Source organism: Sphingomonas sp. (assembly GCF_035714405.1).
Taxonomy (GTDB): Bacteria; Pseudomonadota; Alphaproteobacteria; order Sphingomonadales; family Sphingomonadaceae; genus Sphingomonas.
In genome coordinates, this window is sequence record NZ_DASTMA010000021.1 from 1 (window position 1) to 13,745 (window position 13,745).

Below are 13,745 nucleotides of genomic sequence, written 5' to 3' on the forward strand. Positions count from 1 at the left end.
GTGCTGACCGCCTATTACGGCAACCCGCGCCAGGTGTTCGTGACCTTCGGCGCGAAGTTCTGATCTACCCCGTCACGCCGGGCTCGTCCTGGCATCCACCGTGCCTCGGACCCGCTGCCGGCGGGGCGCGGCACGGTGGACCCTGGAACAAGTCCGGGGTGACGGACGAAGAATGTTTGCGGGAAGAAGCTTGCCAATGAATGCCTCTGCCGTCCCGTCCCGCGCCTATCGCGACGTCGTCCTCGCGATGCTGTTGCTGGTCTACACCTTCAACTTCGTCGACCGGCAGATCCTCGGCATCCTCGCGCCGAGCATCAAGGCCGAGCTCGGGCTCACCGACACCCAACTCGGCGCGCTCGGCGGGCTCGCCTTCGCGCTGCTCTATTCGACGCTGGCGGTGCCGCTGGCTTGGCTGGCCGACCGCACCAGCCGCAGTTGGGTGATCACCGTCAGCCTCGCGGTATGGAGCGGCTTCACCGCACTGTGCGGCTACGCGACCAGCTTCGCGCAGTTGTTCGCGTTCCGCGTGGGCGTCGGGGTCGGCGAGGCAGGCGGGGTCGCGCCTTCCTACGCGCTCATCGCCGACTATTTTCCCGCGGGTAGCCGCGCCCGCGCGCTGGCGATCTATTCGCTCGGCATCCCACTCGGGTCGGCGGCGGGGGTAATGCTCGGCGGCTATATCGCCGCGACGATCGACTGGCGCACCGCGTTCATCGTCGTCGGCGTCGCCGGGGTCGCGATCGCGCCGGTCTTCCGTCTCGTGGTCCGCGAACCCGCGCGCCCGGTGCAGGCTGCCGATGCCGCACCGCTGCGTGACGTCTTCCGGATCCTCGCCGCGAAGCGCAGTTTCTGGCTGTTGAGCTTCGGCGCCGCGTGCAGCTCGATGCTCGGTTACGGGCTCGCTTTCTGGTTGCCGTCGCTGCTCAAGCGCAGCTTCGGGCTGGAGCTGGTCGGTATCGGTCAATTCTACGGTGGGCTGCTGCTCATCGGCGGGGTCGCAGGGGTGCTGCTCGGCGGCTTCGTTGGCGATCGCCTGGGCGCGCGTGATCGCGGCGCCTACGCCAAGCTGCCCGCGATCTGCTACGCGCTCGCGGTGCCGCTTTTCGCGGCGGGCATCCTCGCGCAGAGCACCACCGCGGCGTTCCTGTTCCTCGTCGTGCCGCAGGCGCTGGTTTATGTCTGGCTGGCGCCGGTGATCACCGCGGTCCAGCATCTGGTACCCGCGCACATGCGCGCGACCGCGTCGGCGTGCTTCCTGCTGATCAACAATCTCATCGGGCTTGGCGCGGGAACCTTGGTGCTCGGGCTACTCTCCGACGCGATGACCGCGCGGTTCGGGGACGAAGCGCTGCGCTATGCGATGCTCAGCGGATTGGTGCTGTACCTGCTCGCCGGACTGCTGATGGCGTTGGCCGCCAAGCCGCTGCGCCACGACTGGGTGGACTGACCTCTTCCGTCATCCCGGGCTTGACCCGGGACCCAGAGCCAAACAGCGCGGCGCCCGTGGCTCTGGGTTCCGGCCCGCGCCGAAATGACGGAAGAGAAGGGCCTAGCGCTCTCGCGTCGCCGCGAACTTCACCTTCGTGTAGCGATCCGCGATGTACCCGACTTCCCACGCGCTCTTCGCCAGGAACACCGGATTGCCGTCGCGATCCTTGGCCATCGCCGCTCGGTTGATGTCGGTGTACGCCTTCAGGTCGGCCGCATCCTCCGCCGACACCCAGCGCGCGGTGTCGAACGGTGCGGGTTCGAGCGCGGCGGCTACCTTGTACTCGGCATCAAGCCGGCTCAGCAGTACCTCGAGCTGGAGCTGCCCGACCACGCCGATGATCCAGTTCGAGCCGATCTCGGGATAGAAGACCTGGGTCACGCCTTCCTCCGCCATGTCGTCGAGCGCCTTGCGCAGCTGCTTGGTCTTGGTCGGATCCTTCAGCTGCACACGCCGCAGGATTTCCGGCGCAAAGTTGGGCAGGCCGGTGAAGCGCACCTCCGCGCGCTCGCTCAGCGTGTCGCCGACGCGCAGCGTGCCGTGGTTGGGGATGCCGATGATGTCGCCGGGATAGGCGAGGTCGGCGATCTCACGATCCTGCGCGAAGAACAGGATCGGCGAGTGCACCGCGATCGGCTTGCCAGAGCCGGACGGCGTCAGCTTCATGCCGCGCCTGAAGGTACCCGAGCAAAGCCGCATGAAGGCGATGCGGTCGCGGTGCTGGGGGTCCATATTGGCCTGCACCTTAAAGACGAAGCCGGTGACCTCTTGCCGGTCGGGCGACACCGGTGCGGGCTCGGCCGGCTGCGGGCGCGGCGGCGGCGCGAAATCGGCGAGCGCGGCGATCAGCTCGGCCGGCCCGAAATCCTTGAGCGCGGAGCCGAAATAGACCGGCGTCAGGTCGCCGTCGCGGTATTTGTCGGCGTCGAAGGTGGAATAGCCGCCCTGTGCCAGCTCCACCTCGTCGGCGAACCGCTCCGACAGCGCCACCTCGTCGGACGCGCCCTGGAAGGTGCGGCTGTCGCCCTCCGGCCGGCTTATCCGCCCGGAGCCTAAGTCCATCACGCCTTCGAACTCGCCGCCCATGCCGATCGGCCAGTTCATCGGCGCGACGTCGAGCTGCAGGATGTCGGCGATCTCGTCCATCAGCTCGAACGGCGAGCGGCCCTCGCGGTCGACCTTGTTGACGAAGGTGATGATCGGCACGGAACGGAGCCGGCACACCTCGAACAGCTTGCGCGTCTGCGCCTCGATCCCGCGCGCGGCGTCGATCACCATCACCGCAGAATCGACGGCGGTCAGCGTGCGATAAGTATCCTCCGAAAAGTCCTCGTGCCCCGGCGTGTCGAGCAGGTTGAACATCACGCCGTCCTTCTCGAACGTCATGACGGACGACGTGACGGAAATGCCGCGCTGCTGCTCGATCTTCATCCAGTCCGACCGCGCGCGCCGGTTCTGCCCCCGCGCCTTGACCTCGCCGGCGAGATGAATGGCGCCGCCGACATAGAGCAGCTTCTCGGTCAAAGTCGTCTTGCCGGCGTCGGGGTGCGAGATGATCGCGAAGGTGCGGCGGGGGGTGGTCATCGGGCAATCTCGTCAGGCCAGTCGATCACCGGCGAAGTTGTCGAAGTTGGCGGCATCGGCATTCATTCCGACGCCGCGGCCGCGCTCACAGCAAACGATCGAGCGGGCCGGAGCAAAGGCAGCGGTCCAGCTCCTGCCATAGCGCAGGCCTGTAGGACAGCGCCGAGTGGGCTCACCCCCGCAAGGCAGCGCCCAGCTTCGCCGCAGCCGCCACTACCTTCTCGGTGACCCCCTTCAGCTCGGCCTCGACGAACGCCTTGTCGCCCGGTTGCAGCGTCACTTCCAGCGCCATCGAGCGTTCGCCGTCACGCGCGAAGACGTCGAAGACGCGCGCGGCGACGATCGCGGCCTTGTCCGCGCCTCGCACCGCGCGGACCAGCGCGTCCGCGGCAAGGCCGGCCGGCACCGTGAAGGCGAAGTCGCGACGCACCGCCTGCAAGGCCGGCGGCGCATGGACCGGTCGCGCGAAGCTCGTGCGCCGGGCCGGGATCGCGTCGAGGTACAGCTCCGCCGCCGCGACCGCGCCGTCCAGATCGAACGCCTTCAGCGTTGCCGGATGCAACATTCCGAACCGCGCCAGCACCGCCTTGGGGCCGAGCCGGAGCGTGCCGGATTGGCCCGGGTGCCACGCCTCGCCTGCATCGCCCATCACCTGGAGGTTGTCGACCGGAGCACCCGCCTCGCGCAGCAGCGCCAGCGCCTCGCCCTTGGCGTCGAACGCGTCGAAGGTGCTCGCCTTGCCCTCGCGCCAGCCGCGCGGACGCTTGTCGCCCGCGAGCACGAGGCCGAGCGTCAGCGGCTCCGCGTCGGCGAGATAGCGCCGCCCGATCTCGAACAAACGGCTGGCCCCCGCCCCGCGCTTGGCATTGCGCGCGGCCGCGTGGAGCAGCCCCGAGAGCAGCGACGGCCGCATCACCTTCAGCTCCTCGCTGATCGGGTTGGCGACCGTCCAGGCGCCGCCGCCCAGCGCATCGGCATCAGTCCGGGCGACGAAGCTCCAGGTCACCGCCTCGTCCAGCCCGCGCGCCGCCGCCGCGCGCCGCACGCGTCGCTCCAGCTTCTGCGCCGGCGTCGCGGTCGCCTTGGCGACACCGGGTATCCGCGCGAGCGGCACCGGCGGCACCCGGTCGATCCCTTCGATGCGGATCACTTCCTCCACCAGATCGGCCGGTCCGTCGATGTCGCGCCTCCAGGTCGGCACGGTCACGCGCCAGTCCGCCCCTACCGCGAAGCCGAGCCCTTCAAGGATCGCGCGCTGGCGCTCCGGCGCTACCGCAAGGCCACCCAGCGTTCCGGCAAGATTGGGGTCGTAGCCGACCACCTTGGGCTCCGTCGGCGGGGCGCCGCTGCGCGTCACCGCCGAGGACGTGCCGCCGCAATGCTCCAGCACCAGCCGCGTCGCGATCGCCAGCCCCGTATCGAGGAACGCCGGATCGACTCCGCGCTCGAATCGCGCCCGAGCGTCGCTCGTCAGCTGCAGCGCCTGACCGGTGCGGGCGATGTGCTCGGGCGTGAAGTACGCGCACTCGATCACGACATCGGTGGTGTCCGCCGACACCCCCGAATGCTCGCCGCCCATGATGCCGCCGATATCGTGGACCGCCGCATCGTCGGCGATCACCGTCATGCCCTCGCCGAGCGTGTATGTGCGACCGTTCAGCGCCACCACCTGCTCGCCTGCGCGAGCCTTTCGCGCCACCAGCCCGCCGGACAGTCTGGCACGGTCATAGACGTGCAGCGGGCGCCCGAGGTCGAGCATGACGAAATTGGTGATATCCACCAGCGCGGAGATCGGCTTCTGCCCGATCGCGGTGAGATAGCGCCGCATCCAACCCGGCGCGTCACCGTTGCGCACGCCGAACACGCCTTGCGCGTAGAAGGCCGGGCAGCCTTCCGGATCGTCGGTGCGCACGTCGGGCGCAGGGCCGTCGCCGTCGATCGGCGCGGTCGAACCGCGATAGACCTCGTCAAGCGGCCTGAGCGTGCCCAGCCCCGCCGCCGCCAGGTCGCGCGCGATGCCACGCACGCCCATGCAGTCCTGCCGGTTCGGCGTCACCGCCACCTCTATCACCGGGTCGGTCAGCCCGGCATAATCGGCATAGCTGGTGCCGACCGGCGCATCATCGGGCAGTTCGATGATGCCATTATGGTCCTCGCCCAGCTGCAGCTCGCGCGCGGAACACATCATGCCGTGCGACTCGACGCCGCGGATTGCCGCGACCTTGAGCGTGATGTCCGGGCCCGGGACATGCGTACCCGGTTCGCCGAACACGCCGATCAGGCCGGCGCGCGCGTTGGGCGCGCCGCATACGACCTGCAGCGGCCCGCTCCCCGCGTCGACCTGCAGCACCTGCAGCTTGTCCGCCTGCGGGTGCCGCTCCGCCGACAGCACGCGCGCGACCTTGAACGGTGCCAACGCCGCGCCGGGATCGTGGATGCCCTCCACCTCCAATCCATTGCGGGTCAGCATCTCGGCGATGGCCTCGAGCGAAGCGTCTGTATCCAGATGCTCCTTGAGCCAGGAGAGGGTGAACTTCATGCCCCCACTCCCCCGCTCAGGGTCGGCACGTCGAGCGCGGAGAAGCCGTAATGCTTCAGCCAGCGCGCATCGCCCTCGAAGAAGGGCCTGAGGTCATCCATGCCGTATTTCAGCATCGCCAGCCGATCGACACCGACGCCGAACGCGAAGCCCTGCCACTCCGCCGGATCGAGCCCGCAATTGGCGATCACGCGCGGATGCACCATGCCGGAGCCGAGCAGCTCCATCCAACCTTCGGAGCCCCCGAGCACCCGTCGCCCCTTCTCCATCGTCCAGCCGACATCGACCTCGGCGGAGGGCTCGGTGAACGGGAAGTAGCTTGGCCGCAGCCGCAGCACGATGTCGTCGCGCTCGAAGAACGCCTTCAGGAACGTCTCCAGCGTCCATTTCAGGTGCCCGAGCGTGATGCCGCGATCGATCACCAGCCCCTCGATCTGGTGGAACATCGGTGTGTGCGTCGCGTCCCAGTCGGAGCGATAGACGCGGCCGGGCGCGATGATGCGGATCGGCTCGCCGCCGGCGTGGGTGCGGCGCGCGACGTCCACCATCGTGCGGATCTGCACGGGTGAGGTATGGGTACGCAGCACCTTCAGGGCGGTGGCGCCGTCGGCAAAGCCGCCGTCGGACGAGGAGCCGTGCTCCCCGCCGGCCGCGCTCGCGGCGGCAGGAGCTCCATCCTCGACATCGCTCCTGCTGACGTAGAAAGTGTCATGCATGGCACGGGCGGGATGGCTCGCGGGAATGTTGAGCGCGGTGAAATTGTGCCAGTCGTCCTCGATCTCCGGCCCGGTCGCGACCGCGAAGCCGAGGTCGGCGAAGATCTCCGCCAGCTCGTCCATCACCTGGCTGACCGGATGCACCGTGCCCGTCGGCGGCAGGTCCACCGGCAGCGTCATGTCCAGCCGCTCGTCCGCCAGCCGGGCGTCGAGCGCGACCTGCTCCAGCATCGCCTTGCGTGTGGCGATCGCCGCCGTCACCGCCTCGCGCAAGCCGTGGATGCGCGGACCTTCCGCCTGACGCTGCTCCGGCGTCATCGCGCCCAGCGTCTTCAGCAGCTGCGTCACCCGCCCCTGCTTGCCCAACGCATGGACGCGGCATTCCTCCAGCGCGTCGAGTCCGGCCGAGGCCTCGATCGCGGCGAGGAGGTGGGATTGCAGGTCTGCGAGTTCAGTCATCAGGTCCGAGCCATTGCGGCGCGGGGCGGCGGCAATCAACCCCCGCCGGGCTGGCGCAAGCGGTAGGTCAGCGTCGCGCGGCCATTCGCGGGCAGCGTCGCGACCCAGGTCGGTCGACCCTCTACGTCCACCAGCCCCGGCGTCGGTTCGACATTGCCGACCGGCGCGGCAAGCGCGACCTCGACCGTGGCGGGGAAGGGATTGGCGTTGCTCGCCTCGATCCGGCCCTGCCCGCGTGTCGGCACGGTCTGCTCGACCAGCACCTGCGCGCTGGTGCCCGCGCCGATCCGCACCCGCTCGCCCACGGCCTTGTCCTCGATCCGGCCGGTCCCCAGCAGCAGCCCGCCCTGGCGTTCGGACGCGTACAGCGTCGTGCTCCCCGCAGGCAGCGCCAGGCCGAGCCCTGCGGCGACCCGATTGTCCAGCCGCAGCGCGACGTTCGTCGCCCCGCGCGCGACCGGCTGCGCCGGCGGCAGCGTCAGTCGATAGACGCGGGCGAACGGCACCTGCCGGCGCGCGAGCAGCGCCACCTGCTTCTGGCCGTTGGCGTTGACCGTCACCCGCTCGGGCACGCGATAGAGCTTAAGGTCGCCCAGGTCCTCGGGTGGCGGCGGCGCCTCTGCCATGGCCGGCGGGGGCGGCGGAGGCGGCGGAGGCGCGGACATGTTGGATACGCGAAAGCCGGTCACGACGATATCCTCGTTCGCTTGCTCGACTCGCAGATTGGATGTCGTCGTACCGAGCGGGTAGCAATCAAGCCGCAGCGGCGCCGCGGCGACCAGATACCGTCGCGCATCGCGGTTGAGCCGCCCGGCCACCGCCTGCACCTGCGCATCCGGAAAGCGCTCGGCATTGCCGTTGGCGAGCGTCAGCCAGGCGAACAGGTCGAGGTGGCGTCCGTCGGGTGTCAGCCGCGCGACATAACTTGCCGACCAGTCGAACTCGCTGGTCAGGTACGACAGCGTCACCGTTGCGGTCGTCGCCGCGCGGCTCGCCGTCTCGACGCTCAGCACCGGTCCGGCGGTGAGGCCCGCCGGCACGGCCGGGTACCGGGGCTTCTCCGCCAGCCCCGAACAGCCGAGCGCCTCCACCCCATCGGGGGTGCGCACCACCACGCCACCCGCCGGGCCCGCCACCACCACGGCGTCCTGCACCCGTACCCGCCCGCTCGCACGATCGGTGCGGGTCAGCGTCACGCGGCGGCCCAGATAGCCGTCGATCAGCGCGGCGGGCGACAGCAGCCGCGCGTCGCGGTTCTTCTCGGCCACGCCGCCGGGCAGCCCGGTCACGATCGCGCTAACCGGCACGATACCGCCCGCGACGCCTTCGAAGCGCACCGTCGCCGGTCCGGCGGGCAGCCGCACGGTGCGCGTTTCGGTAATCAGCGCGAAGCCGCCGAGCCAGCGCAAGTCGAACGGCACCTGCCGGTACTTGTCGGGGTTGCGGTAGACCGTCACCGCCACCGCGCTCGGTGCGGGCGAGCGGACCGTCGCGCCGAAGTCCTGCGCCGTCGCCGGCGTTGCCGTGAGCAGCGCCAGCACCGCCGCACGGCGCATCAGTAACGCGTGTCGAACGTGGCGGTGACGGTGGTAGTGCCGTTGGCGGGCACGCTCACGCGCCACAACGCGCTGTTGCTGTCGCGGCGTTCGCTCTTCTGGCTTTCCTCGACGATGCCAGTGCTGCTGATGCTCCAGTCGAGCCCCGCCTGCACCAGGTCGACCACGACCGGCCGCGCGCGCGCGTTGGTCAGTGTATAGCTCATTCGCGTACGCCACTCGAACGTGCCGACCGAGCGGCGCTCGACCACCGTCGGCTTGACCTTGACGTCGAACGCGTCGCCGGTGCGCAACGCGATGGTGGAGCCCTGCGGCGTGTGCCCGATCCGGCTTTCGCCCGTGAACTGCGCCTGGCCGCGCGCGTCGCGCTGATAGACGCGCACCGTCCCCGCCGGCAGCGCATCGCCCAGGCCACCGTTGCGGGCGTTCGAGAAGCGCAGAACGCTGGCCGCACTCTCCGGCTCGTTCTTCGTTCCCAGCCAGTCGTTCTGATACTCGTACCCCGCAGCAGCACCCGCGCCGCGCACGTCGAGGAAACTGACCTGCTTGGTCTGCTTGTCGGCGATGGTGGTGCGGCCGGCCAGCGGATACAGGTAGAAGTCGCCCAGCTGCTCGCGCCCGGCGGTCTCGGTACCCGCCGCGCGGATGGGGCCGGGACGTCGGGGGCGCGGGCGATAGTTGTAGCCGTTCTGGTCCTCGTCGCCGCTGGCGACCTCGCCCGCGACCAGCAGCGTGCGCGCGTTGGTGAAGCTGGTGCCCGTCTCGTTGCGCAGCGTCACCCAGCCCTGGACGTCGATGACGCCCTTCGCCTGATCGAACAGCGCGACGTAATCGGCAGCCCAGCCGAGCTTGCGGGATAGGTAGGACAGCGTCGCCGGACGCCGCCCGCCCCGCGTCGAGGCGAGCGTGACCGATAGGGTCGGGCGGGCCCGCAGGCTTTCGGGCACCCGGTCGAAGATCGCGCGCACCGGCAGGCCGTCATCGCGCAGCACCTCGATCCGGTCGCCGATCTGCAGCACCACGCCGCCGTTGACCGCCAGCACCTTGGCGCGCTCGCGCACCTCCGCGCCGTTGCCGGGATTGGTGCGCACGATCGTGATCGTCTCGCCCACCGCCTTTTCCATCAGGCTCGACGGCGTCAGCAGGTCATAGTCGAAATTCTGCTCGACGATCTGGGCGTCCGCGACGCTCAGCGTCACCGTCTCCGGCCGGATCGCGGCGCTGACGTCGGGAAAGTCCTGGCGCACACGGCCGTTGGCGAGATCGAGCTGGCGGATGTCCTGGATCAGCGCCACGTCGTTGCCATAGATGGTGACCGACACGTCGCCCTGCGCGGTCGCCGCCCCCGGCAGGGCGGGCGTGGACGCCTCTTGCGCCGGAGCGGCCGCCGCCATCGCCAGTCCAACCCAGCCAGCCACCGCCTTTCGCATCGCATCCTCCCCTGTCGGCACCAACATGGCGCGACGGCGGAAGGCCCGCAAACGAAAAGGGCCGGGCGATCGCTCGCCCGGCCCCTTCATACCGTCTGCTGAAACGCTTAGGCCGCGGCCTGCGCCGGCAGCGCCGCCTTCGCCTGCGCGATGATTGCGGTAAACGCCGCGCCCTCGTGCATCGCGATGTCGGCCAGGACCTTCCGGTCGAGCTCGACGCCCGCCAGCTTGAGCCCGTGCATGAACTGCGAATAGGTCAGCCCCTCGGCCCGGACGCCGGCGTTGATGCGCTGGATCCACAGGCCGCGGAAGGTGCGCTTCTTCACCTTGCGATCGCGATAGGCATACTGGCCGGCCTTTTCGACCGCCTGCCGCGCGACGCGGATGGTATTCTTGCGACGACCCCGATAGCCCTTGGCCTGTTCGAGGATGTTCTTGTGCTTGGCGCGGGTGGTTACACCCCGTTTGACGCGTGCCATGTGCTAGCTCCTCAACCCAGACCGTACGGTGCCCAGGCCTTCACCGCAGCGGTGTCGGCCTTCGACAGCACCTTGGTGCCGCGATTCTGGCGGATGTACTTGCCGTTGTGATGCAACAGGCGGTGGCGCTTGCCGGCGACGCCGTGCTTCAACAGGCCGGTGGCGGTGAGCTTGAAGCGTTTCTTGACGCCGCTCTTCGTCTTGAGCTTGGGCATTTTGGTCCTTTCAGTTGAAGCGAGACTGGAACGACCGCGGCAGCCCCGATGGCCGGGCCGTTGTGGACGCCTCGCTTGCGAAGCGGCGGCCCCTAACCGGATCGGCCGGCAATTGCAACCAAGCCGGCAGCTGCCCGGAAGACGAATCGGAACCGCAACGACCTCTTGAGGATTGTGCCGATCATGGAGTTGACCGCGCCCCAGCGTACCGGGGAGCCCGGGACGCCCGTCGCGTCCGCTGCCGACCGGCGGCGGTGGTGGTGGCGCGTCGCCCGCAACGTCGCCTTGGGCGTGGTGGCGGTGTTGTTCGCGATCTGGCTGGTGCTGTACGTCACTAAGGGCCGGTTCCTGAAAACCACCTTCCAGTCGGTGGTGGGCAAGATGCTCAAGCGCGATGTCCGTGTGCGCGGCGATTTCCAGCTCTACTTCGCGCCCTGGAACATCAAGTTCCTGGCCGAAGGGCTGAGCGTGTCCAACCCCGCCTGGGCGTCAAAGCCTAACCTGTTCGAAGCACGCCGCATCGACGCCCGCGTCGCGCCCCTGTCGCTCATCTTCGGCAAGCGCCGCATCCGCTGGATGGAACTCGACGGCGGCGCGCTCGACATGGAATGGGACGCAGCGCACGTCGCCAATAGCTGGACGTTCAGCGAGAAGAAGGGGAAGCCCTTCGCGCTGCCCCGTATCGATCGCGCCGCAGTTCGCGGCACCACCGTCCGGTTTCGCGATCCGCGCATGCAGCTGCTCGCCGACCTCAAGGTCGAGGACGTGACCGCGTTGGAGAAGCGGATCGGCCGCGCGATCGGCCTGAGCGGCGGCGGGCGGTTCCGGGCCACTCCGTTCCGGGTGGAGGCGCAGCTGCTGTCGCCGGACGCGACCGCGAGCGGCGGCGAGAACAAGCTGACCCTGCGCGCCTGGGCGAACAACAATGTTATCGATGTCGCGGGCACGTTGCCCAGCCTCGCCGAACTGGAGGACGTGCCGCTCAGAACCGCCGCGCGCGGGCGAAACATGGCGGAGCTGATGGAGATCATCGGCGTCGTCATTCCCAATACCCGCGACTTCCGGCTGCGCGGGCAGCTGGTGAAATCGGGGCGCGAGTACCGGTTCACCCGCATCGCCGGCCGGTTCGGCAACAGCGATCTCGCCGGGCGGCTGACCGTCACCAATCGCGAGCGGTTGCATCTCGACTCGGTGCTGACCACGCGCAGTCTCGACATCGTCGATGCGGCACCCTTCATCGGCTACAATCCCGATATCGTCGAGAGCCGGGGCGCGGTCGCTGCCGCTGCCGCCACCGGGGCGGGCCCGGCGATGGTGATGCCCGACGCTGAGCTGCCAGTCGCGACCATGCAGCGTTTCGACGCCGACCTGAAGTGGACGATCCGTGACGTGAAATCGCGCCGCGTCCCGGTGTCGAACATCGACCTGACGCTCGACCTCGAACGAGGCCGGTTGGCGCTGTCACCGCTCACCTTCGCCATGGCGCGCGGCAATGTCGCGTCCGACTGGATCTTCGATACGCGCCAACGGCCGAGCGCCAACCGCTACGACATCCGCCTGGCGCCGACGCCGATGGGCCGGCTGCTCGCTGGTTATGGTGTCGCCGAAGCGGGTACGACGGGCACCGTGCGCGGCCGCATCCAGCTCGCCGGACGCGGCGACTCGATCCACGATTCGCTGGCGACTTCCAACGGCCGCATTGCCTTCACCATGCCGCAGGGCAGCTTCTGGACGCGCAACGTGCAGCTATCGGAGCTCGATATCGGCACCTTCGTGCAGAAGATGTTCGAAAAGAAGCTCAAGGAGCCGGTGCAGATCAATTGCGGGCTGATCGCCTTCACCGTCCGCAACGGTGTCGGTGCTGCGGACCCGATCCTGATCGACACCCAGAAGAACGTGGTGCTGGGTCGCGGCGGATTCTCGTTCCGGACGGAGGCGATCGACCTCGCGATCCGCGCCGATGGTAAGAAATTCTCGCTCATCTCCGGGCAGTCGCCGGTCACCATCGGCGGCCGTTTCGTCCAGCCCAAGCTGGACGTCATCAGCCCGGAGCTGATCGGCCGCGCGGGAGTCGGGTTGGGGTTGGCGATCGTCGCGACGCCGGTCGCGGGCATCCTCGCCTTCGTCGATGTGGGCGACGCCAAGTCGGCGGCTTGCGGCCCGGTGCTGGCCGGCGCGACGGCACAGGCACAGCGCACCACCAAGGGCGAGAAGCGCGACGACGTCGACCGCGGCCGCCCCGCGAAGGCGGAGGACGGCAAACGCTCGGACGACGAGAAGCAGACGCAGAAGAAGAAGTTCCTGGGGATTTTCTGACCTGCGCCCCCTCCGACAAGCGGTAGGGGAGATCAGCCGTGCAACGCCTCCAGCACGTCATCCACGCGCGCCGGGTCGCCGATGGCCAGCACCTGCCCCGCACTTGCGGCACTCAGCGGATCACCCTGCCAATCGCACATTCGACCGCCCGCGCCCTCGACCACCGGTACCAGCGCCGCAAAGTCGTGCAGCTGCAGCCCCGCCTCGCATACCAGGTCCAGGTGCCCGCTCGCGACCAGCCCATAATTGTAGCAGTCGCCGCCATAGACCGGCCCCTGCGTACCGTGCCCGCCCGACACCGCCGCGACCAGCCGCAGGAACCCAGCCGCCTCTTCCTCGCCAAAGAGATGCGGGCTCGTTGTCGCCAGCAGCAGCCCCTCGAGCGCAGCGCAGCCCCGCGTCCGCACGGCCACGCCGTTGAACAAGGTGGGCCGCCCCGCCACGCCTAGCCAGCGCTCGCACTGGATCGGCTGGTCAATCACGCCCAGCACCGGCCAACCATCCTCGACCAGCGCGATCAGCGTACCGAAGATCGCGCGCCCGGCGGTGAAGGAGCGCGTCCCGTCGATCGGGTCGAGCACCCAGCGCCGCCCGGTGACCCCGTGCTTCTCGCCATATTCCTCGCCAACCACGCCGTCCCCCGGCGCCTCCGCGTCGAGCAGCCGCCGCATCGCCGCCTCCGCCGCCCGATCCGCCTGCGTCACCGGCGAGCGGTCGGCCTTCAGCTCCTGTGTGTAGGCCGCCCGGAACAAGGGGCGGATCGCCTCGCCGGCGACATCGGCAAGGCGTTCGGCGAGGGCGCGGTCGACGGTGGAAACGGGCATCGGGCATCCTTTGAGGTGCGAGCTGCCCCTTAACCCGTTCGTGGTGAGGAGCGACTGAGCGAAGGCGAAGACGCGTCTCGAACCACATTGTCCTTCGAGATGCCACTTCGACAAGCTCAGTGGCTCCTCAGGACGAAC

The 13,745-nt window shown here is 69.1% G+C and carries 10 protein-coding genes; 2 read left to right on the forward strand and 8 right to left on the reverse strand.

Annotated elements, in window-relative coordinates:
- Positions 1-196: 196 nt before the first annotated feature.
- Complete coding sequence (locus VFQ64_RS12500; RefSeq protein ID WP_325103666.1) at positions 197-1,447, forward strand: MFS transporter; 1,251 nt, start codon at positions 197-199, stop codon at positions 1,445-1,447.
- A gap of 102 nt (positions 1,448-1,549) precedes the next feature.
- Here the strand turns inward: VFQ64_RS12500 and VFQ64_RS12505 are convergent, their stop codons facing one another.
- The 7 genes from VFQ64_RS12505 to rpmI form a co-directional block, all read right to left on the reverse strand.
- Complete coding sequence (locus VFQ64_RS12505) at positions 1,550-3,073, reverse strand: peptide chain release factor 3 (protein ID WP_325103667.1); 1,524 nt, start codon at positions 3,071-3,073, stop codon at positions 1,550-1,552.
- A 172-nt stretch (positions 3,074-3,245) separates the two neighbouring features.
- Positions 3,246-5,612: a phenylalanine--tRNA ligase subunit beta gene (gene pheT / locus VFQ64_RS12510; protein WP_325103668.1), complete on the reverse strand. Its 2,367-nt coding sequence runs from the start codon at positions 5,610-5,612 to the stop codon at positions 3,246-3,248.
- On the reverse strand, positions 5,609-6,787 hold the full coding sequence (gene pheS, locus VFQ64_RS12515) for a phenylalanine--tRNA ligase subunit alpha (protein ID WP_325103669.1): 1,179 nt from the start codon (positions 6,785-6,787) through the stop codon (positions 5,609-5,611). Before pheS ends, pheT begins: the two co-directional genes overlap by 4 nt.
- Before the next feature lie 35 nt (positions 6,788-6,822).
- Positions 6,823-8,343 carry a hypothetical protein gene (locus VFQ64_RS12520; protein WP_325103670.1) on the reverse strand — a complete coding sequence of 507 codons (1,521 nt, stop codon included), beginning with the start codon at positions 8,341-8,343 and terminating at the stop codon, positions 6,823-6,825.
- On the reverse strand, positions 8,343-9,773 hold the full coding sequence (locus VFQ64_RS12525; protein ID WP_325103671.1) for a DUF4139 domain-containing protein: 1,431 nt from the start codon (positions 9,771-9,773) through the stop codon (positions 8,343-8,345). Before VFQ64_RS12525 ends, VFQ64_RS12520 begins: the two co-directional genes overlap by 1 nt.
- A 107-nt stretch (positions 9,774-9,880) precedes the next feature.
- Positions 9,881-10,252 (reverse strand): 50S ribosomal protein L20, encoded by a 372-nt coding sequence (gene rplT / locus VFQ64_RS12530; RefSeq protein ID WP_325103672.1) that lies wholly within the window; start codon positions 10,250-10,252, stop codon positions 9,881-9,883.
- 11 nt (positions 10,253-10,263) lie between these two features.
- Positions 10,264-10,467 (reverse strand): 50S ribosomal protein L35, encoded by a 204-nt coding sequence (rpmI, locus tag VFQ64_RS12535; RefSeq protein ID WP_093333883.1) that lies wholly within the window; start codon positions 10,465-10,467, stop codon positions 10,264-10,266.
- Between the two features lie 183 nt (positions 10,468-10,650).
- On the opposite strand from rpmI, the gene VFQ64_RS12540 reads away from it, so the two are divergent.
- A complete protein-coding gene (locus tag VFQ64_RS12540; protein ID WP_325103673.1) occupies positions 10,651-12,783 on the forward strand; it encodes an AsmA family protein in 2,133 nt (710 codons plus the stop codon).
- Positions 12,784-12,815: 32 nt separating this feature from the next.
- On the opposite strand, the gene VFQ64_RS12545 is transcribed toward VFQ64_RS12540, so the two are convergent.
- Positions 12,816-13,607 (reverse strand): inositol monophosphatase family protein, encoded by a 792-nt coding sequence (locus VFQ64_RS12545; RefSeq protein WP_325103674.1) that lies wholly within the window; start codon positions 13,605-13,607, stop codon positions 12,816-12,818.
- Between the last annotated feature and the right edge of the window lie 138 nt (positions 13,608-13,745).

Bases quoted from the DNA above. Each gene is read 5' to 3' on its own strand.
- VFQ64_RS12500 (WP_325103666.1), top strand. From the start codon at position 197: ATGAATGCCTCTGCCGTCCCGTCCCGCGCCTATCGCGACGTCGTCCTC.
- VFQ64_RS12505 (WP_325103667.1), bottom strand. From the start codon at position 3,073: ATGACCACCCCCCGCCGCACCTTCGCGATCATCTCGCACCCCGACGCC.
- pheT (WP_325103668.1), bottom strand. From the start codon at position 5,612: ATGAAGTTCACCCTCTCCTGGCTCAAGGAGCATCTGGATACAGACGCT.
- pheS (WP_325103669.1), bottom strand. From the start codon at position 6,787: ATGACTGAACTCGCAGACCTGCAATCCCACCTCCTCGCCGCGATCGAG.
- VFQ64_RS12520 (WP_325103670.1), bottom strand. From the start codon at position 8,343: ATGCGCCGTGCGGCGGTGCTGGCGCTGCTCACGGCAACGCCGGCGACG.
- VFQ64_RS12525 (WP_325103671.1), bottom strand. From the start codon at position 9,773: ATGCGAAAGGCGGTGGCTGGCTGGGTTGGACTGGCGATGGCGGCGGCC.
- rplT (WP_325103672.1), bottom strand. From the start codon at position 10,252: ATGGCACGCGTCAAACGGGGTGTAACCACCCGCGCCAAGCACAAGAAC.
- rpmI (WP_093333883.1), bottom strand. From the start codon at position 10,467: ATGCCCAAGCTCAAGACGAAGAGCGGCGTCAAGAAACGCTTCAAGCTC.
- VFQ64_RS12540 (WP_325103673.1), top strand. From the start codon at position 10,651: ATGGAGTTGACCGCGCCCCAGCGTACCGGGGAGCCCGGGACGCCCGTC.
- VFQ64_RS12545 (WP_325103674.1), bottom strand. From the start codon at position 13,607: ATGCCCGTTTCCACCGTCGACCGCGCCCTCGCCGAACGCCTTGCCGAT.